This window comes from Pseudomonas rubra (genome assembly GCF_028656935.1).
Taxonomy (GTDB): domain Bacteria; phylum Pseudomonadota; class Gammaproteobacteria; order Pseudomonadales; family Pseudomonadaceae; genus Aquipseudomonas; species Aquipseudomonas rubra.
The window spans coordinates 79,025-104,951 of record NZ_JAMDGZ010000017.1; the positions used below are offsets into that span (position 1 = coordinate 79,025).

General features: G+C 62.9%; 24 protein-coding genes and 2 pseudogenes. 12 read left to right on the forward strand and 14 right to left on the reverse strand.

The window, feature by feature from the left end; translation table 11 throughout:
• Positions 1-280: 280 nt before the first annotated feature.
• From M5G17_RS08790 to exaC, 9 genes are all read right to left on the reverse strand, one after another.
• Positions 281-991 (reverse strand): LexA family transcriptional regulator, encoded by a 711-nt coding sequence (locus M5G17_RS08790; protein ID WP_273892538.1) that lies wholly within the window; start codon positions 989-991, stop codon positions 281-283.
• A 250-nt stretch (positions 992-1,241) separates the two neighbouring features.
• Positions 1,242-1,769, reverse strand: a complete 528-nt coding sequence (gene ppa, locus M5G17_RS08795; RefSeq protein WP_273892539.1) for an inorganic diphosphatase — start codon at positions 1,767-1,769, stop codon at positions 1,242-1,244.
• Between the two features lie 91 nt (positions 1,770-1,860).
• Entirely contained in the window at positions 1,861-2,676 is an 816-nt protein-coding gene (locus M5G17_RS08800) for a M90 family metallopeptidase (protein WP_273892540.1), read from the reverse strand.
• A gap of 9 nt (positions 2,677-2,685) precedes the next feature.
• The gene (locus M5G17_RS08805; RefSeq protein WP_273892541.1) at positions 2,686-3,336 is read right to left on the reverse strand and encodes a DedA family protein; all 651 of its coding nucleotides are present in this window, start codon (positions 3,334-3,336) and stop codon (positions 2,686-2,688) included.
• Positions 3,337-3,545: 209 nt separating this feature from the next.
• On the reverse strand, positions 3,546-4,004 hold the full coding sequence (locus M5G17_RS08810; protein WP_130266453.1) for a GNAT family N-acetyltransferase: 459 nt from the start codon (positions 4,002-4,004) through the stop codon (positions 3,546-3,548).
• 94 nt (positions 4,005-4,098) lie between these two features.
• Positions 4,099-4,923: an ethanolamine ammonia-lyase subunit EutC gene (gene eutC, locus M5G17_RS08815; RefSeq protein WP_273892542.1), complete on the reverse strand. Its 825-nt coding sequence runs from the start codon at positions 4,921-4,923 to the stop codon at positions 4,099-4,101.
• 11 nt (positions 4,924-4,934) lie between these two features.
• Positions 4,935-6,329 carry an ethanolamine ammonia-lyase subunit EutB gene (locus M5G17_RS08820; RefSeq protein WP_273892543.1) on the reverse strand — a complete coding sequence of 465 codons (1,395 nt, stop codon included), beginning with the start codon at positions 6,327-6,329 and terminating at the stop codon, positions 4,935-4,937.
• A 51-nt stretch (positions 6,330-6,380) separates the two neighbouring features.
• Positions 6,381-7,829, reverse strand: coding sequence for an ethanolamine permease (gene eat / locus M5G17_RS08825; RefSeq protein ID WP_273892544.1), 1,449 nt, complete (start codon positions 7,827-7,829; stop codon positions 6,381-6,383).
• Positions 7,830-7,939: 110 nt separating this feature from the next.
• Positions 7,940-9,460, reverse strand: coding sequence for an acetaldehyde dehydrogenase ExaC (exaC, locus tag M5G17_RS08830; RefSeq protein WP_273892545.1), 1,521 nt, complete (start codon positions 9,458-9,460; stop codon positions 7,940-7,942).
• A 1,262-nt stretch (positions 9,461-10,722) separates the two neighbouring features.
• On the opposite strand from exaC, the pseudogene M5G17_RS27565 reads away from it, so the two are divergent.
• The 4 genes and pseudogenes from M5G17_RS27565 to M5G17_RS08850 form a co-directional block, all read left to right on the forward strand.
• Positions 10,723-11,679: pseudogene (locus M5G17_RS27565) on the forward strand (sigma-54-dependent Fis family transcriptional regulator); the annotation flags it as partial.
• A gap of 66 nt (positions 11,680-11,745) precedes the next feature.
• Entirely contained in the window at positions 11,746-13,095 is a 1,350-nt protein-coding gene (gene mpl / locus M5G17_RS08840) for a UDP-N-acetylmuramate:L-alanyl-gamma-D-glutamyl-meso-diaminopimelate ligase (RefSeq protein WP_273892547.1), read from the forward strand.
• Positions 13,092-13,721 carry a flavin prenyltransferase UbiX gene (ubiX, locus tag M5G17_RS08845; protein ID WP_038998571.1) on the forward strand — a complete coding sequence of 210 codons (630 nt, stop codon included), beginning with the start codon at positions 13,092-13,094 and terminating at the stop codon, positions 13,719-13,721. Before mpl ends, ubiX begins: the two co-directional genes overlap by 4 nt.
• Entirely contained in the window at positions 13,718-14,005 is a 288-nt protein-coding gene (locus M5G17_RS08850) for a YceK/YidQ family lipoprotein (RefSeq protein ID WP_273892548.1), read from the forward strand. The genes ubiX and M5G17_RS08850 overlap by 4 nt, the downstream gene beginning before the upstream one ends.
• Before the next feature lie 100 nt (positions 14,006-14,105).
• Here M5G17_RS08850 and M5G17_RS08855 read toward each other — a convergent pair whose 3' ends face one another.
• From M5G17_RS08855 to M5G17_RS08865, 3 genes are all read right to left on the reverse strand, one after another.
• On the reverse strand, positions 14,106-14,747 hold the full coding sequence (locus tag M5G17_RS08855; protein ID WP_273892549.1) for an oxidoreductase: 642 nt from the start codon (positions 14,745-14,747) through the stop codon (positions 14,106-14,108).
• A gap of 26 nt (positions 14,748-14,773) precedes the next feature.
• On the reverse strand, positions 14,774-16,504 hold the full coding sequence (locus M5G17_RS08860) for a C13 family peptidase (protein ID WP_273892550.1): 1,731 nt from the start codon (positions 16,502-16,504) through the stop codon (positions 14,774-14,776).
• 89 nt (positions 16,505-16,593) lie between these two features.
• The gene (locus M5G17_RS08865; RefSeq protein WP_273892551.1) at positions 16,594-17,049 is read right to left on the reverse strand and encodes a MaoC family dehydratase; all 456 of its coding nucleotides are present in this window, start codon (positions 17,047-17,049) and stop codon (positions 16,594-16,596) included.
• A gap of 158 nt (positions 17,050-17,207) precedes the next feature.
• Here M5G17_RS08865 and M5G17_RS08870 point away from each other — a divergent pair, with 158 nt between their 5' ends.
• The 3 genes from M5G17_RS08870 to M5G17_RS08880 are packed head-to-tail and all read left to right on the forward strand — an operon-like array spanning position 17,208 to position 18,883.
• Complete coding sequence (locus M5G17_RS08870; protein WP_273892552.1) at positions 17,208-17,570, forward strand: CidA/LrgA family protein; 363 nt, start codon at positions 17,208-17,210, stop codon at positions 17,568-17,570.
• Positions 17,567-18,283 carry an LrgB family protein gene (locus tag M5G17_RS08875; RefSeq protein WP_273892553.1) on the forward strand — a complete coding sequence of 239 codons (717 nt, stop codon included), beginning with the start codon at positions 17,567-17,569 and terminating at the stop codon, positions 18,281-18,283. Before M5G17_RS08870 ends, M5G17_RS08875 begins: the two co-directional genes overlap by 4 nt.
• 9 nt (positions 18,284-18,292) lie before the next feature.
• The gene (locus M5G17_RS08880; protein WP_273892554.1) at positions 18,293-18,883 is read left to right on the forward strand and encodes an LON peptidase substrate-binding domain-containing protein; all 591 of its coding nucleotides are present in this window, start codon (positions 18,293-18,295) and stop codon (positions 18,881-18,883) included.
• A 4-nt stretch (positions 18,884-18,887) separates the two neighbouring features.
• On the opposite strand, the gene M5G17_RS08885 is transcribed toward M5G17_RS08880, so the two are convergent.
• Both M5G17_RS08885 and M5G17_RS08890 read right to left on the reverse strand, forming a co-directional pair.
• On the reverse strand, positions 18,888-20,204 hold the full coding sequence (locus M5G17_RS08885; protein WP_273892555.1) for a bifunctional DedA family/phosphatase PAP2 family protein: 1,317 nt from the start codon (positions 20,202-20,204) through the stop codon (positions 18,888-18,890).
• Between the two features lie 4 nt (positions 20,205-20,208).
• The gene (locus M5G17_RS08890; RefSeq protein ID WP_273892556.1) at positions 20,209-20,901 is read right to left on the reverse strand and encodes a DNA-3-methyladenine glycosylase; all 693 of its coding nucleotides are present in this window, start codon (positions 20,899-20,901) and stop codon (positions 20,209-20,211) included.
• A 185-nt stretch (positions 20,902-21,086) separates the two neighbouring features.
• Here M5G17_RS08890 and M5G17_RS08895 point away from each other — a divergent pair, with 185 nt between their 5' ends.
• The 5 genes and pseudogenes from M5G17_RS08895 (at position 21,087) to mrdA (ending at position 25,899) form a co-directional block, all read left to right on the forward strand.
• A complete protein-coding gene (locus M5G17_RS08895) occupies positions 21,087-22,358 on the forward strand; it encodes a glutamate-5-semialdehyde dehydrogenase (protein WP_273892557.1) in 1,272 nt (423 codons plus the stop codon).
• Positions 22,359-22,395: 37 nt separating this feature from the next.
• Positions 22,396-23,046, forward strand: a complete 651-nt coding sequence (nadD, locus tag M5G17_RS08900) for a nicotinate-nucleotide adenylyltransferase (RefSeq protein ID WP_273892594.1) — start codon at positions 22,396-22,398, stop codon at positions 23,044-23,046.
• 62 nt (positions 23,047-23,108) lie between these two features.
• Positions 23,109-23,516: pseudogene (rsfS, locus tag M5G17_RS08905) on the forward strand (ribosome silencing factor); the annotation flags it as partial.
• A gap of 9 nt (positions 23,517-23,525) precedes the next feature.
• The gene (rlmH, locus tag M5G17_RS08910; RefSeq protein WP_010222895.1) at positions 23,526-23,993 is read left to right on the forward strand and encodes a 23S rRNA (pseudouridine(1915)-N(3))-methyltransferase RlmH; all 468 of its coding nucleotides are present in this window, start codon (positions 23,526-23,528) and stop codon (positions 23,991-23,993) included.
• Positions 23,994-24,009: 16 nt separating this feature from the next.
• Positions 24,010-25,899: a penicillin-binding protein 2 gene (gene mrdA, locus M5G17_RS08915; RefSeq protein WP_273892559.1), complete on the forward strand. Its 1,890-nt coding sequence runs from the start codon at positions 24,010-24,012 to the stop codon at positions 25,897-25,899.
• Positions 25,900-25,927: the final 28 nt, after the last annotated feature.

The following is a 25,927-nucleotide window of genomic DNA, read 5'->3' on the forward strand; positions in this document are numbered from 1 at the left end:
GCCTGGGCTGGCCTCTGCTCTCTAGGATCTGAAAAAGTGGAGGATTGTTTCGGACAAATAAAAAGCCGGCTTGTGGCCGGCTCCTTGGGGACGGGTTTGGCTAATTTTTGGTAAGCCGCAACCGCCTTAAAATTGTCGTTCCGGCGCTGGGGCCGGGAATGGCGGGCTAGCTGTGGGTGCCGCGCCAAAGCCGCGGGCGGGCTGGGCCGCCGGGGCTGAATGTGCGGCGTAGCATACTGGGATTGGCCGCAGCTGCCCAGCAAAAAATCACCCCGGCCGCTCAAGCCGGGCGGCTATCGCGCAGGTGGCCCCACCAGAACACCCAGCCGAGCACTTCCAGGCGCTGGGTCTTGAGTTGCGCGGGGCTGTAGGTTTCAGTCGGGTATTCGTCGCTGTCCTGGCTGTGCAGGCGCAGGGCGCCGTTGGCGCGACGGCTGAGGCTGTTGATGCGCAGGCGGCCGTTGTGCAGCAAGGCGTAGATTTCACCTTCGACGACGCGGGTCAGGTTGCGGTCGATGGCCAGGGTGGTGCCGCGCGGCAGCAGCGGGCTCATGTTGTGCCCCGGCATGTTCAGGCACAAGGCATCGCCCGGGTCGACGCCCAGGGCATCAAGGGCGCGCAGGGGCAGGCGCAGGTAGCGGTCTTCGACAGGTTTCAGCTGCTTGGTCTGGATGCTGTAGAACGGTAGCTGGATGTCGTTGTGGTTATGCGCCGCCAGCAGGCTGGCATCCGGGCCTTCGACGCCGGGGCGCGCCGCCTGGCTGTTGAGGCGCGGCAAGGGGTTGGGGTGCTTGGGACCTTCGCCGTTACGCAGCCACTTGCTGCGTACGCACAACAGTTCGGCCAGTTCATCCAGGCGCGCCAGCGGCACGCCGCGCTTGAACCAGTTGTTGACGTGCTGCGGCGTGACCTTGCGCTGCGCGGCAAAGTCGGAAGGGGACAGGTTGCACTCGCTCAGGAGCGCTTTGAGACGATCACCGGATGTATTCATGAGGCCCGAGTCTAGTGGCCTGCTACAGCCTGGGCTATAAACGTGAGGTTCATTTTGAAGGCCAGAAATTGCTTGGCTTACAGGTGTTTGCTTAGGCTGATGTAGGAGGTTTCTTTTCAGTGGGAGCGGGCTTGCCCCGCGATACGATGTAGCTGACAGAACGCTATCGCGGGACAAGCCCGCTCCCACCGGGTGGGGTGCCCTTGATGCAAAAAGCCCCGCATGTGCGGGGCTTTTTGTTGTGGGTTGCTTAGCCTTTGTAAGCGGCAACCGACTTGGTGATCGCAGCGCGGGCGGCGTCAGCGCCAGCCCAGCCTTCGATCTTGACCCACTTGCCTTTTTCGAGATCTTTGTAGTTCGCGAAGAAGTGCTCGATCTGCTGGATCAGCAGGGCAGGCAGGTCGGTGTATTCTTTGACGTCGACGTACAGTTGCGACAGTTTGTCGTGCGGTACGGCGATGACTTTGGCGTCGCCGCCGCCGTCGTCGGTCATGTTCAGGATGCCAACCGGACGGGCGCGGATCACAGAGCCTGGGGCTACCGGGTACGGGGTAACAACCAGCACGTCGAGGGGGTCACCGTCGTCAGCCAGGGTGTTGGGGATGTAGCCGTAGTTGGCCGGGTAGAACATCGGGGTGGCCATGAAACGGTCAACGAACAGGCAGTCGCTGTCCTTGTCGATCTCGTATTTGATCGGCGCGTGGTTGGCTGGAATCTCGATGGCGACGTAGATGTCGTTCGGCAGGTCTTTGCCAGCCGGAATCTTGCTGTAGCTCATTGGGCAGTGCCCCCATGTTTGGCCAAAAATTGGTCGCGATTATAGGCACATTCCAGCGCGCTTGCCACGCCCGGCCAGATGTCCGGCAGGCTCAGTCCTGCGCGTCCTGGTAGTGCGGGTGGTGGCGCTGCAACTGTTGCAGGCGGGCGAGCGGGTCCTGGCGGTAGAAACCGCGCAGTTGCTGGTACACCGCGGGGTAGGCGGCGTTGAGCAGGTCAGGGGCGCTGAAGAAGTATTCGCTGGTGACGGCAAAGAATTCTGCCGGGTTTTCCGCAGCATATGGGTCGATGGCGGTCTCGGCGTCGGGGTTGCGGTCGAGCTGCTGGTTGAGGTCGTCGAAGGCCTGCTGCATGGCCTGGGCCCAGTCGCTGATGCGCATGTCACTGTGCAGCGGCGGCAGGCCGTTGGCATCGCCGTTGAGCATGTCGAGCTTGTGCGCCAGTTCGTGGATCACCAGGTTGTAGCCTTCCCAGCCGCCACTGGCCAGCACGCCGGGCCAGGCCAGGATCACCGGGCCCTGCTGCCAGGCTTCGCCGCTGTGTTCGCCGTCCCATTCGTGCTCGATGCCACTGGCATCACGATGGCGCTGGGGGCTTACGAAGTCGTCGGGGTAGAGGATGATCTCGTGAAAGCCCTGGTACCAGTTCAGCTCGCCCAGGTGCAGCAGCGGCAGTTGTGCCTGGGCTGCGAGAAACAGGCGCTGCTCGCCGTCAAGTGTGACCCCGGGCAGGGCGCTCAGGTGCTTGTTGTCGAGGAATAGGACGCAGGCCTCGCGCAGCCACTGGTTCTCTTCGTCGCTTAGGCCATCGAGCAGCGGCAGGCGCTCGCGCACCCGCTGCCAGCGCTGCGGGTCGAGCGGGTGGCGGGCCAGGGTGCGGCGACGGCGCCAGGCGCGCAAGAACCCCATGGGCCGGGCTCAGTGAACCTTGGCGTGGTTGCGATTCATGCGGCTGCGCACCACACCGATGATCATCGGCACCAGCGACAGCAGGATGATGGCGACAATCATCAGCGACAGGTTCTGCTTGATGAACGGCACGTTGCCGAAGAAGTAGCCCAAGGTGACAAGGCCGCCGACCCAGAGCACGGTGCCGGCAACACTGAAGCCGAGAAAGCGTGGGTAGTGCATTTTCGCGAGGCCGGCGACGAATGGTGCGAAGGTCCGCAAAATCGGTAGGAAGCGCGCCAGGGTTACAGTCTTGCCACCATGGCGCTCATAGAAATCGTGGGTTTGCTGCAGGTAGTCGCGGCGGAAGATTTTCGAGTTGGGGTTGCGGAACAAGCGTTCGCCCGCCGTGCGGCCGATCACGTAGTTGGTGCTGTCGCCAAGGATGGCCGCGGCCATCAGCAGGCCGCCGAGCAGTACCGGGTCCATGCCGCCGCCCGCAGCCACGGCGCCAGCGATGAACAGCAGGGAGTCACCGGGCAGGAACGGCATGACCACAAGACCGGTCTCGCAAAAGATCACCAGGAACAGGATCGCGTAGATCCACGGGCCGTAGTTGTTGACCAACAGGTCCAGGTAGGCATCGAGATGCAGAATAAGGTCCAGCGGGTTGAAATCCATGTACAGCACCTGTGTTCTTACCCGAGCGACGGGCTTGCGATGGCTGGCAGTGCGAATGCGGACGGTCGCTACCCGGGGGATGGGTAAAGTTTCACACACAATGAAGACGCGCATTATACGGCTACAAACAGATTGTGCCTGCGCAGTTTGTAGCGGCGGATGTCGAATAGAAGTGAACGGCAGGCGCGGGGCCTGCCGTTGTGGCCGGATCAGTCCGAGCTGAGCGGCAGGATGTAGTTCTTGAACTCGCGGTCTTCGCGAAAGCCCATGGACTCGTAGGTTTTCATCGCCACTTCGTTGTTGCTGCTGGTGGATACCCGCATGCGCACGGCGTTGGTTTGCTTGGCCATCTTCTTGGCTTCACGCATCAGGTGGTCGGCCACCAGCATGCGCCGGGAGTCTTCGGCGACATAGATGTCGTTGAGGATCCACACGCGCTTGAGCGACAGCGACGAGAAGCTTGGATAAAGCTGGCAGAAACCCAGCAGCTTCTTGTCGTCATCCAGCGCCAGGGCCAGGTAGATGATCGATTCGCCCCGCTCCAGGCGTTTTTCCAGGAACGAGCGCGAGGAGTCCGGGTAGGCCAACTGGCCGTAGAACTCGCGGTATTTGACGAACAGCGGGGCAAGCAGGTCCAGATGTTCCAGGGTTGCTTTGATGATTCGCATAAGCAGGCCTCAGGGTCCATGGAAGTTTGCGGCGAATCGCCGGCAGCCTTGGCTGATGCTGCCTGAAAGCAATTAGAAAGCGCAATCTACGATCTCAGGGTTTACTCAGCAGGAAATTTCCGTTTTTTGCCACATCGGTGTCTGACTCAAGGGTTTGTACCTGGGCTTCGTCCTTCAGGTTGACCCCTGACAACTGCCGCCGACAGGCTTCGCGCATCAGGTACAGCAAGCGATGGGCGGCCATACCGTAGCTCAGGCCTTCCAGGCGCACGTTGGAGATGCAGTTGCGGTAGGCATCGGTGAGGCCGACCTTGGGATTGTAGGTGAAGTACAGGCCCAGGCTGTCTGGTGAGCTCAGGCCCGGGCGTTCGCCGATGAGGATCACGGTCATTTTTGCCCCGAGCAGTTCGCCCACTTCATCGGCCACCGCCACCCGGCCTTGCTCGACCAGTACCACTGGCGCGGTCGACCAGCCGTCGGCGGCGCTCTGTTCTTCCAGGCGAGCGAGAAACGGCAGGGTATGGCGGTGTACGGCCAGGGCCGAGAGGCCGTCGGCGACGATGATGGCCAGGTCGACGCCACCGGGGTTGGCTTGGGCATGTTGGCGCAGCAGTTGTGCTGAATCTTCGTGCAGGCGGCGCCCCAGATCGGGGCGTTGCAGGTAGCTGTGGCGGTCGGCGGCGGCGCTGTGCAGCAGCAGACTGTCACGCCCGCGCTCGCTCAATTGCTCGCGTAGTCCGCCATGGTCAAAGGCCAGGTGCACGGCGTCGCGGGCCTGGGCGTGGGCGAACTGGAAGTCCAGCTGGGCGGCCGTGGGCAGGCTGGTGCCGGTGCGGCCCAGGGCGATGCGCGCCGGGGTCAGGCGGCGCAGTTCCAGCCAGGGGTTGCTGCTGTTGTCGTGGTGGGGAGTGTTGGCCATGATCGACTCGCTTATCCCAGTTGCGCCAGGGCCTGGCGGAAGGCCGGTGGCAGGTTGTCACCGAAACGTACCCGGCCGTCGGCCTGGGTGAAAATGCCCATGCGTGCCAGCCACGCCTCGAATTCCGGCGCGGGCTTGAGGCCCAGGGTCTGCCGGGCGTAGAGCGCATCGTGGAATGAGGTGGTCTGGTAGTTGAGCATGATGTCGTCGGAGCCGGGGATACCCATAATGAAGTTGATCCCGGCGACCCCGAGCAGAGTCAGGAGCATGTCCATGTCGTCCTGGTCGGCTTCGGCGTGGTTGGTATAGCAGATGTCGCAGCCCATGGGCACGCCCAGCAGCTTGCCGCAGAAGTGGTCCTCAAGGCCGGCGCGGATGATCTGCTTGCCGTTGTAGAGGTATTCCGGGCCGATAAAGCCGACCACGGTATTAACCAGAAACGGCTTGAAATGCCGGGCCACGGCGTAGGCGCGGGTTTCGCAGGTCTGCTGGTCGACGCCATGGTGGGCGTTGGCCGACAGGGCGCTGCCCTGGCCGGTCTCGAAGTACATCAGGTTCTGCCCGAGGGTACCGCGGTTGAGGCTCAGCCCGGCTTCGTAGCCCTCCTTGAGCACATTGAGGTTGATGCCGAAGCTGGCATTGGCCGCCTCGGTACCGGCAATCGACTGGAACACCAGGTCCAGCGGCACGCCACGGTTGATCGCCTCGATCGAGGTGGTGACGTGGGTCAGCACACAGGCCTGGGTGGGGATGTCGTAGCGCTGGATGATGGCGTCGAGCATTTCCAGTAGGGCGCAGATCGAGGCGATGCTGTCGGTGGCGGGGTTGATGCCGATCATCGCATCGCCGTTGCCGTAGAGCAGACCGTCGAGAATGCTTGCGGCAATTCCGGCAGGCTCATCGGTAGGGTGGTTGGGCTGCAGGCGGGTCGACAGGCGTCCGCGCAGGCCCATGGTGCCGCGAAAGCGGGTGACCACGCGGATCTTCTGTGCCACCAGCACCAGGTCTTGCACGCGCATGATTTTTGAGACCGCTGCGGCCATTTCCGGGGTCAGGCCCGGGGCGAGGGCGCGCAGGCTGGTTTCATCGGCGGCTTCGCTGAGCAACCAGTCACGCAAACCGCCGACGGTCAGGTGGCTGACGACGGCAAAGGCATTGGCGTCATGGGTATCGATGATCAGCCGGGTGACTTCATCGTCTTCATAAGGGATCAGCGCCTCGCTGAGAAAGTGCTTGAGTGGGATGTCGGCCAGGGCCATCTGCGCCGCGACCCGTTCGCCATCGTTGCTGGCGGCGACGCCGGCGAGAAAATCCCCCGATCGTGCCGGGCTGGCCTTGGCCATGACTTCCTTGAGGCTGTCGAAACGGAAGATCTGGTTGCCGACGGTGTGAACAAAACTTGCCATACAGAATCTCCAGAACGCCGCAGGGCTGGCCTGCGGCGTAGGTGGCATTGATCAGTGCAGGGCCTCTTCGGCCTTCTGGATCGCGGCGAATTCCTCTTCCGGGGTCCCGGCGACCAGATGGTGCCGGCTGTAGAAAGCGAAGTAGGCAATCAATACTGCATAAATCACCGCAGCGCCAATCACTACCCGCGGGTCGACCAGAAAGCCCGCCACTACTGCAATGCACGCCAGCACTAGGGCCACGCCCGAGGTAAAGATGCCACCAGGGGTACGGTATGGCCGCTCCATTTTTGGCCGACGGATGCGCAGAGTGATGTGCGCCGCCATCATCAGTACATAAGACAGCGTAGCGCCGAACACCGCGACCAGGATCAGCAGGTCACCCTGGCCGGTCAGCGACAGGGCGAAACCGATGATCCCGGGGATCACCAGGGCCAGCACCGGGGCTTTGCTCTTGTTGGTTTCCGAGAGTTTGCGGGGCAGGTAGCCGGCACGGGACAAGGCGAAGATCTGCCGCGAATAGGCGTAGATAATCGAGAAAAAGCTGGCAATCAGGCCGGCCAGACCAACCAGGTTGACGAAGCCGCCCATCCAGGTCGAGCCGCCGTAGGCTTTCGACAGCGCTTCGACCAGCGGGTTGCCGGAGGCTTTCAGCGCCTCGGCGCCAGCACCGCCAGGGCCGACCACCAGGATCAGCAGGGCGAAGGCCAGCAGCACCAGCATGGCGCCAATCAGGCCTCGGGGCAGGTCGCGTTTGGGGTTCTTGGTTTCTTCGGCGGCCAGCGGTACGCCTTCGACGGCGAGAAAGAACCAGATGGCGTAAGGGATTGCCGCCCACACCCCGACATAGCCGAACGGCAGGAAGCTGCTGGCGCCGACGGCGTCGGTCTGGGCGATATCGAACAGGTTGTTGACGTCGAAGTGCGGCACCATCGCTACCAGGAACACGCCCAGGGCAATGGCCGCCACGGCGGTGATGATGAACATCAGCTTGAGCGCTTCACCCACGCCGAAAATGTGGATGCCGATAAAGATGATGTAGAACGCCAGGTAGATCATCCAGCCGCCGATGCCGAACAGTGACTGGCAGTAGGCGCCGATGAACACGGCGATGGCCGCCGGAGCGATGGCGTACTCGATGAGGATCGCGGTACCGGTGAGAAACCCGCCCCAGGGTCCGAACGCGCTGCGGGCAAAGCCGTAGCCGCCGCCGGCGGTGGGGATCATCGATGACAGTTCTGCCAGCGAGAAGCACATGCACAGGTACATGGTCGCCATCAACAAGGTGGCGAGGAACATGCCGCCCCAGCCACCTTGGGCCAGGCCGAAGTTCCAGCCGGCATAGTCGCCGGAAATCACATAGGCGACGCCCAGACCGACCAGCAATACCCAGCCGGCGGCGCCCTTTTTCAGTTCACGTTGTTGGAAGTAGTCGGAGCCGACTTTTTCGAAGTCGACAGAAGAGCCTGCCGGCGCGCTGCCGGTATTATCGCTTGGCATAAGGTTCACCTGTTGTTTTTATCAATACCGGCGGGTGCCGGTTTGTCTGGTGATGGTCTAGCAGGAAGCGAGCCAGGGCGGCCCCGGGTCGGAGCCGCGCTGTTGCTCGTTTAGAAGAAGCCCAGCGGGTTGATGTCGTAGCTGACCAGCAGGTTTTTGGTCTGCTGGTAGTGGTCGAGCATCATCTTGTGGGTTTCACGGCCGACGCCGGACTTCTTGTAGCCACCGAACGCGGCATGGGCCGGGTACAGGTGGTAGCAGTTGGTCCACACGCGACCGGCCTTGATGCCGCGGCCCATGCGGTAGGCGCGGTTGATGTCGCGGGTCCAGACGCCGGCACCGAGGCCGAACTCGGTGTCGTTGGCGATCGCCAGGGCCTCGGCCTCGTCCTTGAAGGTGGTGACGCTGACCACCGGGCCGAAGATCTCCTCCTGGAATACGCGCATCTTGTTGTTGCCCTTGAGCAGGGTCGGCTGGATGTAGTAACCGGTGGCCAGCGCGCCTTCGAGTTGCTCCACCTTGCCGCCGGTGAGCAGCTCGGCGCCCTCTTCCTGGGCGATCTTGAGGTAGGACTGGATCTTCTCGAACTGCTGCTGCGAGGCCTGGGCGCCGACCATGGTGTCGGTGTCCAGCGGGTCGCCGCGCTTGATCTGCAGCACCTTCTTCATCACCACTTCCATGAACTGCGGGTAGATCGACTCCTGCACCAGGGCACGCGATGGGCAGGTGCACACCTCGCCCTGGTTGAAGAACGCCAGCACCATGCCTTCGGCCGCCTTGTCGATGAAGCTCGGCTCCGCCTGCATGATGTCCTCGAAGTACACGTTCGGCGACTTGCCGCCCAGTTCGACGGTGGAGGGGATGATGTTCTCGGCGGCGCATTTCATGATGTGCGCGCCGACCGGGGTGGAGCCGGTGAAGGCGATCTTGGCGATGCGCTTGCTGGTGGCCAGGGCTTCGCCCGCTTCACGGCCGTAGCCTTGCACCACGTTGAGCACGCCCTTGGGCAGCAGGTCGCCGATCAGTTCCAGCAGCACGGTGATGCCCAGCGGGGTTTGTTCGGCGGGCTTGAGTATCACGCAGTTGCCGGCGGCCAGAGCCGGGGCGAGCTTCCAGGCAGCCATCAGCAGCGGGAAGTTCCACGGGATGATCTGCCCGACCACGCCCAGCGGCTCGTGGATGTGGTAGGCCACGGTGGTTTCGTTGATCTCGGCGGCGCCGCCTTCCTGGGCGCGGATGCAGCCAGCGAAGTAGCGGAAGTGATCGACCGCCAGCGGGATGTCGGCGTTGAGGGTCTCGCGGATCGGCTTGCCGTTGTCCCAGGTTTCGGTGATGGCCAGCACTTCGAGGTTCTGCTCGATGCGATCGGCGATGCGCAGCAGCACGTTGGAGCGGTCCTGCACTGAGGTGCGGCCCCAGGCATCTGCGGCGGCGTGGGCGGCATCCAGGGCCTTTTCGATGTCTTCAGCCGTGGAGCGAGGGAATTCGGCAATCAGCTGGCCGTTCACTGGCGAGGTGTTTTCGAAGTACTGCCCTTTGACCGGCGCAACAAACTCGCCACCAATGTAGTTCCCGTAACGGCTTTTGAAGGAAACCTTGGCGCCTTCTGTACCGGGATGTGCGTAACGCATGGTGTGTCTCCTGGCTATTGTGCTTGTTGGGGGAGGTAAAGAGCATAGAGCAAGGGTTGGGCCAGTGTTGCCAGCCCCAGATAAATCAAGGGCTTGGCGGTCTTTCGCTGGTGTTGTAGCCAGGCGCTGTAGCGTGTCTGGCACAGCCTGGGTGACACTTTGTACCGTTACTGATACAAGCTGTGACCCAGCGGTCAAGCCAGCATTGCATTGCGCCGACGGGTGGAGGATGCTGGGCCTGTCTCGTCTGCGGAGAACAATAAAAAGTGCAGAGCACTCATCTGAGCCGGCATGCCCGGCAAGTACTCACCGTGACCCAGGGCAAGGCTCTGGCTCAGGGCCCCGGCAGCGATCCGTCGATTGTCCGTTCCTGGCTGCGTTGCCTTGAGGACTATCACCTGGACCCGGCCCAGAGCATGGCCCCGACCGTGCTCGAGCACGGCCGCGTGCTGGAAAGCCGCGAGCGCTTGCAGCAGGTGCTGCAGATCGCCGGCACCGAGATGAACAGCCTGCACCAGCAGCTCTCCGGCGCAGGCCACGCGGTGCTGCTCACCGACGCCCGCGGGGTGATCCTCAATTGTGTCACCGCACCGACCGAACGACGCATCTTCGAGCGCGCCGGGCTGTGGCTCGGTGCCGACTGGAGCGAGGCACGCGAGGGCACCAACGGCATCGGCACCTGCCTGGTCGAGCGTCAGTCGCTGACCATCCATCAGGGCGAGCACTTCCGTGGCCGCCATACCGGGCTGACCTGCTCGGCCAGCCCGGTGTTCGACCCTCATGGTGAGCTGCTGGCGGTGCTCGATGTGTCGTCTGCTCGCGCTGAAGTCTCGCGCCAGAGCCAGTTCCACACCATGGCATTGGTCAACCTCTCGGCGAAAATGATCGAGAGCAGTTATTTCCTGCGTAATTTCGACAACCAGTTCCTCCTGCGCTTTCATCTACAGGCCGAATCGGTCGGGATGTTCAGTGAGGGGTTGTTGGCGTTCGATGGCGACGGGCGGATCTGTGCGCTCAACCAGAGTGCCTTGAACCTGCTGGGCACTATCCGTGGCGGTGTACTCGGCAAGCCTGTGGATATGTTCTTCGAGTGCACCCAGGACGAGTTGTTCAGCCGCGCCACTGCCCAGGCCAGCACCCGTTGGCCGTTGCGCGCCCGGGATGGTCGTGTGTTGTTTGCCAGTTTGCGCGGGCCGGAACGTGCGGCGTTGCCAGCGGCGGCGCCCTTCATCGCTCCGGCCCAAGCCGGCGGGCAGCCCGCAGGTATTTGCCTGGTCGATCCGGCCCTGCAGAACGATTTTCGCCGCGCCGTACGCGTGTTTGAACGTGACGTGCCGCTGCTGCTGCGCGGTGAGACGGGTTGCGGCAAGGAGGCCTTCGCCAAAGCCGTGCACCAGGCCAGCCAACGCCGTAACAAGGCGTTTGTCGCCCTCAACTGTGCGTCGATCCCTGAAAGCCTGATAGAGAGCGAACTGTTCGGCTATCGCGGCGGCAGTTTTACCGGTGCGCGCAAAGAGGGCATGCGTGGCAAGTTACAGCAGGCCGATGGCGGCACGCTGTTGCTGGATGAGATCGGCGACATGCCGCTGGCCCTGCAGACCCGCCTGTTACGCGTGCTGGAGGATCGCATGGTGGTGCCCATCGGCGGCGAGGCACAGGCGGTCAATGTGCGCATCATCAGCGCCAGCCACCGTAACCTGCTGGCGCGGGTCGAGGATGGCAGTTTCCGGGAAGACCTGTACTACCGCCTCAACGGCCTGGAAGTCGATCTGCCGGCCTTGCGCGAGCGTAGCGACAAGTCGCAGTTGCTCGATTTCATCCTGGCTGAAGAGGCCGGCGAGCAGGCGGTAACCCTCGATCCTGTGGCGCGGCGGGCGCTGCTGGAGTTTGCCTGGCCGGGTAACGTGCGGCAGTTGCGAAATGTAATGCGCACATTGGTAGCCCTGTGTGAAGACAACTGCATCGCGTTCGCCGACCTGCCGGCGATTATCTGCGTGGGAGCGGGCTTGCCCCGCGATTGCAGTGCGCCAGCCACATCGCATCGCGGGACAAGCCCGCTCCCACAAGCCCCACCTTTGGAGGAAGCTGAACGCAACGCCTTGCTGACGGTCCTGGAACAACACCGCTGGCACATGACCCATGTTGCGGCGCAGTTGGGGGTCAGTCGCAATACCTTGTATCGAAAACTTCGCAAACACGGCATTGCCCGGGGCGCCTGAGCGAAACACAGGATGCGATTTTTCGCGCCCTAGGCTACCCTGCCTCGACGTTTTGCGAGGTCGATCATGCACATTCATATTCTCGGTATTTGCGGCACTTTCATGGGTTCGCTGGCCGTGCTGGCCAAGGAGCTTGGTCATCGGGTCACCGGCTCCGATGCCAATGTCTACCCACCGATGAGCACCCAGCTCCAGGCCCAGGGCATTGAACTGACCCAGGGCTACGATGCCGCTCAACTGGACCCGGCGCCGGACCTGGTGGTGATCGGCAACGCTCTGTCGCGGGGCAACCCTGCAGTGGAATACGTGCTGAACAAGGGCCTGCCGTACGTCTCTGGCCCGCAGTGGTTGGCCGACCACGTGCTGCAAGGCCGCTGGGTGCTGGCGGTTGCCGGTACCCATGGCAAGACCACCACCAGCAGCATGCTTGCCTGGGTGCTGGAACATGCCGGCATGAGCCCGGGCTTCTTGATCGGCGGCGTACCGCAGAATTTCTCGGTCTCGGCCCGTCTGGGCGGCACACCGTTCTTCGTGGTCGAGGCCGACGAATACGACAGCGCCTTCTTCGACAAACGTTCGAAATTCGTCCATTACCGTCCGCGCACCGCGATCCTCAACAACCTTGAGTTTGATCATGCGGATATCTTCCCTGACCTGGCAGCCATCGAGCGGCAATTCCATCACTTGGTGCGGACCATTCCGAGCGAAGGCCTGGTGATTCACCCGACCACTGAACCTGCCCTGGAGCGGGTCATCAAGATGGGTTGCTGGACGCCGGTGCAGACCACGGGTGTTGGCGGGCAGTGGCAGGTCAAGTTGCTCAGCGCCGACGGTTCGCGTTTCGAAGTCAGCTTCGAAGGCCAAACCCAGGGCGTGGTCGAGTGGGAGCTGACCGGTCAGCACAACGTCGCCAACGCGCTGGCCACCCTGGCGGCCGCGCGTCATGTCGGCGTAATGCCGACCATGGGCATTGCCGCGCTCAGTGCGTTCAAAAGCGTTAAACGCCGGATGGAAAAGGTCGCTGAAGTACAGGGCGTGACCATCTATGACGACTTTGCCCACCACCCGACGGCGATTGCCACTACTCTCGACGGCCTGCGCAAGCGCATCGGCGACGCGCCGTTGATTGCGGTGATCGAGCCGCGCTCCAACTCGATGAAGCTTGGTGCTCACCGTGATGGCTTGCCCGAGAGTGTCAACGATGCCGACCAGGTGATCTGGTACGCACCGCCGAACCTGGGCTGGGACCTGGCTGGCACCGCCGCCGAATGCAAGGTACCCGCTGTGGTCGCCGACAGCCTTGAAGCCATCATCGAGCGGGTCAAGAGCCAGGCCAAGCCCGGCACCCAGGTGGTGATCATGAGCAACGGCGGCTTTGGCGGCCTGCATGGCAAGTTGGCCGAGGCGCTGAAATGAGCGGGCCGCAACGCATCACGCTGGCCATGACCGGGGCTTCGGGAGCGCAATATGGGCTGCGCTTGCTCGATTGCCTGGTGCGCGAAGACCGCGAGGTGCATTTTCTGATCTCCAAGGCCGCACAACTGGTCATGGCCACCGAGACTGATGTGTTGCTGCCGGCCAAGCCGCAGGCCATGCAAGCCTTTCTCACCGAGTACACCGGCGCCGCCGCCGGGCAGATTCGCGTGTATGGCAAGGAAGACTGGATGTCGCCGGTAGCCTCGGGCTCCGGTGCGCCGGCGGCGATGGTGGTGGTGCCATGCTCCACCGGCACCCTGTCGGCAATCGCCACCGGTGCCTGCAACAACCTCATCGAGCGGGCCGCAGATGTCACCTTGAAGGAGCGGCGGCAGCTGATTCTGGTGCCACGCGAAGCGCCGTTCTCGACCATTCACCTTGAGAACATGCTCAAGTTGTCGAACATGGGCGCGGTGATTTTGCCGGCGGCGCCGGGGTTCTATCATCAGCCGCAAACCATCGACGACCTCATCGACTTTGTCGTTGCGCGGATTCTCAATCTGCTGGACATCCCTCAGGACATGTTGCCGCGTTGGGGCGAGCATCATTTTGGCGCCGATGAATGAAGCGCCTGCTTGGCGTAGCGCTACTGTGCGTGCTGGCTAGTGGTTGCGCCAGCGTGCGCACACTGGATGCCGCCAAGCCCGGGGCGCCGCTGGTGTATGCCGGTACGCGGCTGGATTTGTACGCCATGCAGGGAGGCTGTTGCGCGATGGACCGCTTTGGCGCCGAGGCACCCACGTATCCGGGGCTGGATCTGCCGGGCAGTGCGCTGCTCGATACCGTGTTGCTGCCGCTATCGGTGTTGACCGCGCTGGGGGTTGGGTTTCAAGCGACTGGCGGGTTGTAGCGGTTGGCCTCATCGCCGGCAACGCCGGCTCCCACAGGGAAGTGTAAATCCTTGTGGGAGCTGGCCTTGCCAGCGATGGGCTGCAAAGCAGCCCCAGGTTCTATTTGCCCAACCTGCGCAACTCATCGGACTCGACTATCCGAATCCCGTCCTGTTCTTCCAGCGCCAGGCGCCACAACGCCCGGGCCAGCTGACAGGCTTCTATCCCCCGGTATTTCCCCGGAATCAGTTTGGAAAAGGGACCGGCCAGTCTCTCCGACAGCCGCGGCTCGATACGATCACCCAGTAGCAACGAGGGCCGGGCGATGGTCAGTTGCGGCCAGTCCTGGGCTTTGAGTGCCGCTTCCATTTCGCCTTTGACCCGGTTGTAGAAGATTGGCGATCTTCGGTCGGCACCCAGGGCACTGACCACCAGCAGGTGCCGTGCACCCATTTCCCGGGCGCGTTTGCCGAAGGCGACGACCATGTCCAGGTCGACCGCGCGAAAGGCCGGTTCTGATCCTGCCTGCTTGATGGTGGTACCCAGGCAGCAGAAAGCGATGTCGACACGGCCTGCCAGTTGCGGGAGAAACACCGCCGGGTCACCCACCGGATTTTCCAGGTGCGGGTGTTCGGCCAGTGGACGACGGGTTGGGGCCAATACGCGGCTGACGGTAGGCTCGTTGAGCAGCCGATCAAGTAAGTGTTCACCGGTGAGACCGGTGGCTCCGGCAAGCAGGATGTGCTGAGGCGTCAAGTACATGATGTCTCTCCCTTGATACAGTCAGCTTAGTGGTTGCTCGCATTTTTTGCATGTTCTGTCTGTTGCTCGCCGCCACTTTGCAATGCCTTGCGCGCCTGCTGTTGGCGTAGCCGTTGCCAGTGTTCGAGTACTGCCTTCGGCGCCCATATCTGCGGTTCGGAGGCGTCGAAACCTTCTATCGACTCGCGTTGCGAAACACTCGCCTTGGCCAGCTCGAACGCTTGCTGCAGGTCGTCGGTCTGGTTGAGTGCCTGGGCGAACAGGGCGTCGCCGAAATAGGTGAAGTTGGCTTCTTCGGAACAACCGAACGACACCCGGTCCGCCCGTGAGGCGGTGATGATCAGGGTCCGCTCATCTTTGAGCGGGGCGATATAGCCCCCGGAGTAACAGGCCGAGATGACAATGATCTTGTCGCGCTCCTTGAGCGGCGCCAGGGTCGCGGCCAGGGCATCGGCGGGCAGGTCGGAGAGTTGCAGGCGCGGTTGGTCGAGCACCAGTTCGTGCTCATGGCTGCCGTGGCTGGTCAGGTAGATGAATACCAGGTCTTCCGGGCCGCTGCGCTTGGCCAGGGTGCGCACGGCGCGAGCGAGGTTCTCGCGGGTGGCCATGGGCCGGTCGAAGAGGTGGTCGCGGTGGTTGACCAGGCTGACCTGGCCGATGGCGCCAAAGCGGCTCTTGAGCATGTTGCTGACGTAATCGGCCTCACGCAGGAACACGCTTTGCTTGCCATCGCCACCCAAGGCCAGGCTGTAGAGTTCGATGTCCGGAGTTGAAGCTGGCACTTTGGCCAGTGCTTGTTCAAGCAGCGTGCCTTGGTTGAGCAGCGCCAGCTCCAGCGGGTCGGGCAGCAGCTTGCCGTGTTCGTCGCGCACGCGCTGGCCGTTGAGCCACAGGCCGCTTTCGCTGCGCCCGTCGATCAGGGTCAGGCGGCCATTGCCCTGATAAGTGTCGTTCTCGAAGCCGCCGACATAGAAGCTGCCGTCAGGCAATTGCAGGTGACCGGTGCCGGAAAAGCGCCAGTCGCTGAAGGTACCTTTGTAGTGGCTGCCGTCGCTGCCGATCAGCTCGCCCTTGCCGCTGAGCGAGCCGTCCTTGAACTGACCGATCCACACATCGCCGTCGGCGTTTTCGTAACGGCCACGGCCTTCCAGACGGTTGTCGTGAAAGGCGCCAATGTACTGATCGCCTTCGGCGCTGTTGAAGGTGCCGCTGCCTTCGAGCTGGCCGTTGACGAAATGCCCACTGAACTGGTTGCCGCTGGCGTCGCTGCGGATGCCTTCGCCATTGGGTTGGCCACGGGCGAACAGGCCCTGGTACTGGCTGCCATCGGCGAGTTCGAGATGGCCGGCGCCGTTGTACTGATCGTCCTTGAACTGGCCGCGGTAGAGCAGGCCGGGTTCCTTCAGGGTGCCTTCGCCATCACGGCGACCGAGCTTGAACCCGCCGGTAAAACTGCTGCCCGGGGTTTTCAGGGTGCCCAGGCCGTGGAACAGGCCTTGCTGGAACTGGCCGCGGTAGACCTCGCCATTGCTGCCGTGCCATTCGCCCTGACCGTGCCACTGGCCATTGAGAAAATTGCCTTGGTACCAGCTGCCATTGGGGTAGTCGATGCGCCCGGCCCCTTGCAGCAGGCCGTTGACGACCTCGCCACGATAGCGGCCGCCATCGGGCAGGCGTGCGTCGGCGGGCGACAAGGGTTCACCGTCACCGCAGGCGGCCAGCAGCAGGGTCAGGGCAAGGGGAACAAGTAGGCGCATGGCGGGGTCCGGACGAGTGAGGCCCCGAGTATGCCGCACAAAGCGGCGGGTGAAACAGTCGTCAGGACGGTTTCACCCCCATGCCGGACTCAGACGAAGCAGAGCGTCAGCGGTTCGGCAATGTAGGCGGGCTTTTCCTGGCCTTCGATTTCCAGGGTGGCAGTAATCTTGAGCAGCCATTGGCCGGGCTTCTTCTCGGTGGCATCGGTCAGGTCGACCTTGAGCCGCACCTTGCTATCGACCTTCACCGGCTGGACGAAGCGCACACTGTCCAGGCCATAGTTGACGACCATTTTCAAACCTTCAGGCAAGACCACGAGGCCTTCCATCAGCTTGGGAATCAGCGACAGGGTGAGAAAACCGTGAGCGATGGTGCTGCCAAATGGCGTTTTTGCCGCCTTGATCGGGTCGACATGGATGAACTGAAAGTCGCCGGTTGCCTCGGCAAACAGGTTGATGCGGTCTTGATCGATGGTCAGCCATTCGGAACGTCCCAGTTCCTTTCCAACGTACTGCGAAAGCTCTGCAACAGGTACATAGGGCATTTTGACTCTCCAGGTTGTCTTTGATTTTCTTATGACTTCGGCAGATTCGAAGCCCTAAGATCAGCACGCCCGCTGGATGCGGTCAAGTCGGCCAAACTTGGCTTATAGGCCGGTCGTTAGCGTGCTTATAATGGCCGCCAGGCCTCAAGGAGATGCTTATGCTGTTGCGTGGTTTGACCTGGCTGGTGCTGTTCCAGTTGCTCGGGACGGCGATCAATCACTTGTTCGTGCCGATCCTGCCGGGGCCGATCATCGGCCTGCTGTTGCTGCTGGTGTTCCTGATGCTGCGTGGCGAGGTGGGCGCGCCCTTGAGCGAGGCGGCCAACAGCCTGCTGCGCTACCTGCCGTTGTTGCTGGTGCCGCCGGCGGTGGGGGTGATGGTCTACGCCGCCGACATCGCCGCAGATTTCTGGGCCATTGTCGGCGCCCTGGTGCTGTCGGCGTTGCTCACCCTGGTGTTCGTCGGCGTGCTGATGCACAAGCTGATCGCCCGCCAGGGCACACATGAGGAGCAGCCATGAGCCTGGACTGGGGCGGCGCCGCAGCTGCCGTCATACATCACCCGCTGTTCGGCATCGGTATTACCCTGGGCGCCTACCAACTGGTGTTGGCCGCCTATGAGAAGACGCGCTGGATCTTCCTGCAGCCGGTGCTGGTGTCGATGCTGGTGGTCATTGGCGTACTGCTTAGCTGTGGCCTGACCTACAGCGAGTACCGCAAAAGCACCGAGATCATGAACATCTTGCTGGGCCCGGCTACCGTGGCGCTGGCGGTACCGCTTTATCTCAACCTGCGGCGTATTCGCCAGCTGTTCTGGCCGACCTTTACTACGCTGGTAATCGGAGGGGTGTTTGCCACCGGCGCCTGCCTGTTACTGGGATGGTGGTTCGGCGCCGAGCACATGATCCTGATGACCATGGCGCCGAAATCGGTCACTTCGCCGATTGCCATGCTGGTGGCCGAGCAGATTGGCGGCGTGGCGGCATTGGCGGCGGTGTTCGTGTTGATCACCGGGGTAATCGGAGCGATCTTCGGCCCGGCCTTGCTGAGCCGTTGCGGTGTGCACAGCCCTGAAGCCCGTGGCATGGCCCTGGGCGTGACCGCGCATGCGGTGGGCACTTCGGTGGCGCTGCAGGAAAGTGAAGAGTGCGGGGCCTTCGCGGCCCTGGCGATGAGCCTGATGGGGGTTGCCACGGCAGTATTCCTGCCACTGGCGGTTAGCCTGGTTGCTTGAGGAATTGCAATGACGTTACCGCTGTTTCCACTCAATACCGTGCTGTTTCCAGGCTGTATCCTCGACTTGCAGATCTTCGAGGCGCGTTACCTGGACATGATCGGCCGCATCATGAGGCAGGGCGGCGGTTTTGGCGTGGTGTGCATCCTCGAGGGCGAGCAGATCGGCGCAGCGCCCACGGGCTTCTCTCAAATTGGTTGCGAGGCTGTGATTCGTGACTTCCAGCAGCAGGGCAACGGTCTGCTTGGCATTCGTGTCGAGGGCACCCGGCGTTTTCGCGTCGGGCCATTCGAGGTGCAAAAGGACCAGTTGCTGGTGGCCGATGTCTCCTGGTTGCCGGAGCAGGTCGATGCACCACTGGAAGACGACCATGACGATTTGCTGGCGCTGCTCACTGCATTGGGCGAGCACCCGATGGTCGAATCCCTTGGCATGCCAGTGACCGTCACCGGCCAGCAGGCGCTGGCCAACCAGCTCGCCTACCTGCTGCCATTTGTCGAAGAAGACAAGCTTGACCTATTGGCCATCGACTCGCCGCGCCAGCGCCTGGATGCCATCCAGGCGCTGCTTGATCGACTTCAGGGCGAACTGTTCGCCTGAACCCTCAATACTGGTAGCGCAACAAGGCGTGGGGTAGCGAGTGCAGGGCGAAGAATGCCAGCAGGGCGACGCAGGCCGGCAGGATAAGCCACCATACCCGTAACGGCAGGGCAGTGAGCGGCTGCCGATACTGGGTCAGGGTCAGGCTGGTGGCGCACACGCAGCAGGCGAGCATGGCACCGGCGAGAATGTCAGTCGGCCAGTGCGCGCCGAGGTACACCCGCGACAGCGCGATCGACAGCGCCGGAATGCAGCCCAGCATGATCCAGGTCAGGCGCATGCGCGGCGGCTGGCCGCGGCCGGCGAGTACCGCCAGGACCAGAAAGAAGGCAAACGCTGCCGAGCTGTGGCCACTGGGCATGCTGTAGGTAGTCAGTGGATCGCTCAGTACCTCGGGACGAGCTCGGGCGAACAACCATTTGAGGCTGCCATTGGCCAGGGCTGTGCCGATCAGGGTGCTGCCGGCGAAAATTGCCGGACGCCACTGCCGGGCTAGCAGCAACAGGCCAGTGAGCAGGCCGCCGAGGAAGAACTGGGTACGAAAATCACCCAGGCGCGTAACCAGCACCACAGTGCCGTCGATGGCGCGGCTGCGGTTTTCCTGGATCAGGGTCATCAGCCCTTGGTCGAACTGGGTCAGGTACGGCCAACCGAGGAACAGGCCGATCAGGGCCAGCAGGCTCACCCCGGCAATCAACCGGGTGCCGCGACGCATGCTGCGCAGGCTGCTGTTGACGCTCAGGCCGATCAGCACCGCCAATCCGCCCATCACCACCCCCGCCTGCGGCCAGAAACCCTCTGGCAGCGGCAGGCGCATGGCAGCGCCAGTGGCCCAGCCCGGTAGCAAGTAGGCGACGGCCCAGCCGGCCCCGGCGAGCAGGCTCACCGCAATGAAGCGTGGCAGAGGCATGTCGAACATGCCGGCAACCATCGGCAGCATCGGCCGCAATGGGCCGATGAAGCGCCCGACCAGCAAGCTGGCGATGCCATAGCGCTGGAAGTAGCTCTCGGCGCTGCCGATCCATTCCGGGTGATGGCGCAACAGCGGCAGGCGGCGAATGTTCTGGTGAAAGCGCCGGCCCAGGGTGTAGGAGATCGCGTCCCCCAGCAAACCACCGGCAAAGCCCAGCAGCAGGGTTTCGCCCAGGCTCAGCGCACCGCTACCGGCCAGTACGGCAACGGCGAACAGCAGGACGGTACCGGGGACGATGATCCCGGCAATTGCCAGGCATTCCACGCAGGCCACCAGAAAAATTGCCAAGCCAAGCCACTGCGGGTTGGCGCTGAGCCAAGTGGTCAGGCTGTCGAGCCATGGGCCCATCGTGTCAGTTTCCTTGTGTCAGTAAGAAGTAGTCCCGGCCTTCGACTTGGCCCCGGCGCAGCGGGTTCCGTGTGCAATGGCGGGCGAAGTCGGCGTCGACGAAACGGTAAGGCAGATGTTCATCGCGACCGAGGGGAATCCCCAAGCGGGTGGTCTGGATAATTTGTTTCACTTTGATACCGCAGTCCTCGACAAACAGCTGCTCGGCATCGAAGCGTTTGCCATCCCAGTGCGGTACTTTCAGGCCCAGGGCCTTGCATAGCAGGGTCTGGCCGGCGCACAGGCGTTCGGGCGGGCGTGGCTGGTTGCTGGCGTCGGGGTTGTTCAGTTGCATCTGCGCCAGGCTGTTGGCGTTCGACAGGGCATCGATGAAGGGAAAGGCCGACTTGATCAGCACCGCATTGCCCGGGCCGTGGGCGCTGAAGTTCAGCGAGTCGCCACCGCGGGCGTAGTACATGTAGATGTGCCCGCCATCGAGGAACAGCGCCCGGCGCTTTTCGGTGTAGCCAAGCGAGGCGTGGCTGCCCTTGTCGCTGAGGTAGTAGGCCTCGGTCTCGATGATCCGCGCGGCCAGCCAGTACGGGCCATGGCGGTGGCGGATGACTTTGCCCAGCAGGGCCTTGGCCAGATCCCTGGCGTCGCGGTCGAAGAAGCTATCGGGCAGGGCCTGGGGCGGGCAGGGGGCGGAGTCGGGCATGCTGGCGAAGTTCGCGGCTGTACAGGTGGGCGATGATAGCAATTTCTGCCTTAACCAACCCTGAATGGCCATTATGGAGTGTGGGGCTGGCACTGTTTTCGACCATCCGCCTGTCACCGCTGGGCGTGGGCTCACTCGACAGTTATAATCATCCGATTTTCCCCTTCGCCAAGACCACTGAGCCCATGACTGAGTCCGTTCTTGACTACATGACCCGCCTGGGTCGCGCTGCCCGCGCGGCGTCGCGCGTGATCGGCCGTGCCAGCACTGCGCAGAAGAACCGCGCCCTGCAAGCCGCCGCCAGCGCGCTGGATGCTGCCCGCGCCGAGTTGACCGCCGCCAATGAGCTGGACCTCGCCGCTGGCCGCGCCAATGGCCTGGAACCGGTCATGCTCGAGCGCCTGGCGCTGACGCCGGCGCGCATCGACGGCATGATTGTCGGCCTGCGCCAGGTAGCCAGCCTGCCGGACCCGGTCGGCGCGATCCGCGACATGAGCTACCGGCCATCGGGTATTCAGGTCGGCAAGATGCGCGTGCCCCTGGGCGTTATCGGCATTATCTATGAGTCACGGCCGAACGTGACCATCGATGCCGCCAGCCTGTGCCTGAAGTCGGGTAACGCCACCATCCTGCGTGGCGGTTCAGAGGCTATCCATTCCAATCGTGCCATTGCCGCCTGTATCCAGCGTGGCCTGGCCGAGGCCGGCCTGCCGGCTGCGGTGGTGCAAGTGGTCGAGACCACAGACCGCGAAGCGGTCGGCGCGCTGATCAGCATGCCCGAGTTCGTCGATGTCATCGTCCCGCGTGGTGGCAAGGGCCTGATCGAGCGTATCAGCCGCGACGCGCGGGTGCCGGTGATCAAGCACCTGGACGGTATCTGCCACGTCTATGTGGCCGAACATGCCGAGCTGGACAAGGCCCGACGCATCGCCTTCAACGCCAAGACCTACCGTTACGGCATCTGCGGGGCGATGGAAACCCTGCTGGTCGATCAGTCGGTAGCCGCCGAGTTCTTGCCGGAAATGGCCCGTCAATTTCGGGAAAAAGGCGTCGAGATGCGCGGTTGCGAGCGTACCCGGCAGATCATTGAAGCGGTGCCTGCAAGCGAAGAAGACTGGAGCACCGAATACCTTGCGGCGATCTTGTCGATCCGCGTGGTGGACGGCCTGGACCAGGCCATCGAACACATCAATCGATATGGTTCGCACCATACCGATGCCATCGTTACCGAACATCAGGCGCAGGCTCGCCAGTTCATGGCCGAGGTTGATTCGTCTTCGGTGATGATCAACACCCCGACCTGCTTTGCCGACGGTTTCGAGTATGGCCTGGGGGCAGAGATCGGGATTTCCACCGACAAGCTGCACGCCCGTGGCCCGGTCGGCCTGGAAGGCCTGACCTGCGAGAAGTACGTGGTGATCGGCGATGGTCAGCTGCGCGGACAGGAGTCGCTCTGACTTGGCCGAGCGCAAACCGCTCGCCCCAGTCTCGACGATGACGCCCGCCCGGCGCATCGGCGTACTCGGCGGGACATTCGACCCGGTGCACATCGGCCACCTGCGCAGTGCGCTGGAGGTAGCCGAAGTGCTGGCGCTGGACGAGCTGCGGCTGATGCCCAACGCCCGTCCACCGCATCGCGATACGCCGCAGGTGTCGGCGCAGGATCGCCTGGCGATGGTGCGCTGCGCCGTTGAAGGCGTGCCGACTCTGGCGGTCGACGCCAGGGAGCTTGCGCGTGACAAGCCGTCGTACACCGTCGAGACGCTGGAACTGATGCGTGCCGAAATGGCCGCTTCGGAGCAGCTGTTTCTGCTGCTGGGCTGGGACGCGTTTTGCGGCTTGCCCGGTTGGCATCGTTGGGAAGAATTGCTGCAACACTGTCACATTCTGGTGCTGCAACGCCCGGATGCCGACGTCGAGCCACCGGATGCCTTGCGCAACCTGCTGGCGGCACGCTCGGTCAGTGATCCGCAGGCCCTGCAAGGGCCTGCCGGGAATATTGCATTCGTCTGGCAGACGCCGCTTGCGGTGTCAGCCACGCAGATCCGACAGCTGCTGGCCAGCGGCAAGTCGGTGCGGTTTCTGGTGCCGGACGCAGTACTGGCCTACATCGATGCGCACAACCTTTACCGTGCGCCGAACTGAGAGCGCCAACAGCGCCTCATACCTAAGAGTTGAATGAGTTTTATATGAGCAAGCAAGAAATGATTAAAGGCGCAGAGCTGGTCAAGGTAGCTGTTGCTGCACTGGAAGACGTTAAGGCCCACGACATTCTGGTCATTGACGTTCGTGACAAGCAGAGCATCACTGACTACATGATCATCGCCACCGGTACTTCGAACCGCCAGATCAGTGCAATGCTGGACAAGGTCCGCGAAATGGTCAAAGCCCAGGGCGTGCGCCCGCTGGGTGAAGAAGGCAAGGGCGACAGTGATTGGGTTCTGCTCGACCTGGATGACGTCATCGTGCACATGATGACTGCCGCGGCCCGTCAGTTCTACGACCTGGAGCGTCTGTGGAAAGGTGCCGAGCAAAGCCGTGCAGCCGATGGCAAGCACCACAGCCCTGAAAACACCCACGAGTTCTTCACCAAGCTCAACAAAGACCAGGAGTAAGGAAGCGTCGTGCGTCTGCGTCTGATCGCGGTCGGCTCGCGCATGCCCAAGTGGGTCGAGGACGGTTGGCATGAATATGCCAAGCGCCTGCCCTCTGAGCTGTCGCTGGAGCTGGTGGAAATACCGCTCAATACCCGGGGCAAGAATGCCGATGTCGCTCGCCTGATTCGTCAGGAGGGCGAGGCCATGCTTGCCAAGGTCCAGCCAGGGGAACGGATTGTCACCCTGGAGGTCCATGGCAAGCCCTGGAGTACCGAGCAACTGGCGGTCGAGCTGGACCGCTGGCGCCTGGACTCGCGTACCGTCAACTTCATGGTCGGCGGCCCCGAAGGGCTGGCGCCGGAAGTCTGTGCGCGGGCCGAACAGCGTTGGTCGCTGTCGCCGCTGACACTGCCCCACCCGTTGGTAAGGATACTGATCGGCGAACAGCTGTACCGCGCCTGGACCGTACTGTCCGGGCATCCCTACCATAAATAAGCCTTAAGCCTTTTCAATGTCGCAGCCGATTCGCCTCAAGGATCACGAGAAAGACGCCCGTCTGGTGCGTAGCCGCGTCGTGGTCGGTGCAGTGGCGATCGTCCTGCTGATCTGCGTGTTGATCGCCCGCCTGTATTACCTGCAGGTGATTCAGTACGACTATCACTCGACCCTGTCGGAAAACAACCGGGTGCATGTGCAGCCGATTCCGCCGACCCGCGGGCTGATTTTCGACCGCAACGGGGTGATCATTGCCGACAACCGGCCCAGCTTCAGCCTGAGCATGACCCGCGAGCGCTCCGGCGACTGGCAGCAGGTGCTCGATGTGATCGTCGAGGTGCTGGAGCTGACCCCGGACGACCGCACCCTGTTTGAAAAGCGCATGCGCCAGGGGCGTCGGCCGTTCGAGCCGGTGCCGATCCTGTTCGAGCTGACCGAGGAGCAAATCGCCCGCATCGCGGTGAACCAGTTCCGCCTGCCGGGTGTGGAAGTGGTCGCCCAGTTGGTGCGTCACTACCCGCAGGGCGCGCACTTTGCTCACTCGGTCGGCTATGTCGGGCGGATCAACGAAAAAGAGCTGAAGACCCTCGACCCGGTCAACTACAGCGGCACCCACCATATCGGCAAGACCGGCATCGAGCGCTTCTACGAGCCGGAGCTGCATGGTCAGGTGGGTTACGAAGAGGTCGAGACCAACGCCCGTGGCCGGGTCTTGCGGGTGCTCAAACGCACCGACCCGGTTCCTGGCAAAGACATTGTCCTGAGCCTCGACATCAAGCTGCAGGAAGCCGCCGAGATCGCCCTGGCCGGGCGTCGCGGTGCTATCGTCGCCCTCGACCCGAACACTGGCGAGGTGCTGGCGATGGTCAGCCAGCCGAGTTTCGACCCCAACCCGTTCGTCACCGGAATCAGCTTCAAGGCCTATGCCGAGCTACGCGACTCGATCGACCGGCCCTTGTTCAACCGCGTGCTGCGCGGCCTGTACCCGCCGGGTTCGACCATCAAACCGGCAGTGGCCGTCGCAGGCCTGGACAGCGGTGTGGTCACCGCCACCAGCCGGGTGTTCGACCCAGGCTATTACCAGTTGCCCAACTATGACCACAAGTACCGTAACTGGAACCGCAGTGGCGACGGCTGGGTCGACCTGGACCTGGCGATCATGCGTTCCAACGACACCTATTTCTACGACCTGGCGCACAAGATGGGCATCGACCGCCTGTCCAGCTACATGAACAAGTTCGGTCTCGGTCAGAAAGTCGCCCTGGACATGTTCGAGGAGTCGCCCGGCCTGATGCCGACCCGCGAATGGAAACGCGCCACCCGCCGGCAGGCCTGGTTCCCGGGCGAGACGCTGATCCTTGGTATCGGCCAGGGCTATATGCAGACCACACCGCTGCAGATGGCCCAGGCCATCGCGTTGATCGCCAGCAAAGGCAAGTGGAACCGTCCGCACCTGGCCAAGACCATCGAAGGCCAGCCGCCTGTGGATAACAATCCGATGGAAGACATCGTGCTGCGCGACAAGTCCGACTGGGCCAAGGTCACCCATGGCATGGAGCAGGTGATGCACAACGCCCGCGGCACCGCCCGCGCCGCCGCCGCTGGGGCCCAGTACCGCATCGCCGGCAAGAGCGGTACCGCCCAGGTGGTGGCAATCAAGCAGGGCGAGAAGTACGACCGTAACAAGGTTCAGGAGCGCCACCGCGACCACGCCCTGTTCGTTGGCTTCGCCCCGGCAGAAAACCCCAGGATCGTGGTGTCGGTCATGATCGAAAACGGCGAGGCAGGTGGCCGCGTCGCAGCGCCAGTGATGCGCCAGGTGATGGACGCCTGGTTGCTCGACGAGAGCGGCCGACTCAAGCCCGAGTTCGCTCCCGCTACCGTTGTTCAGGAATCGGCCCCGTGAAAAACAATTTCGACCGCATGCTATCGAG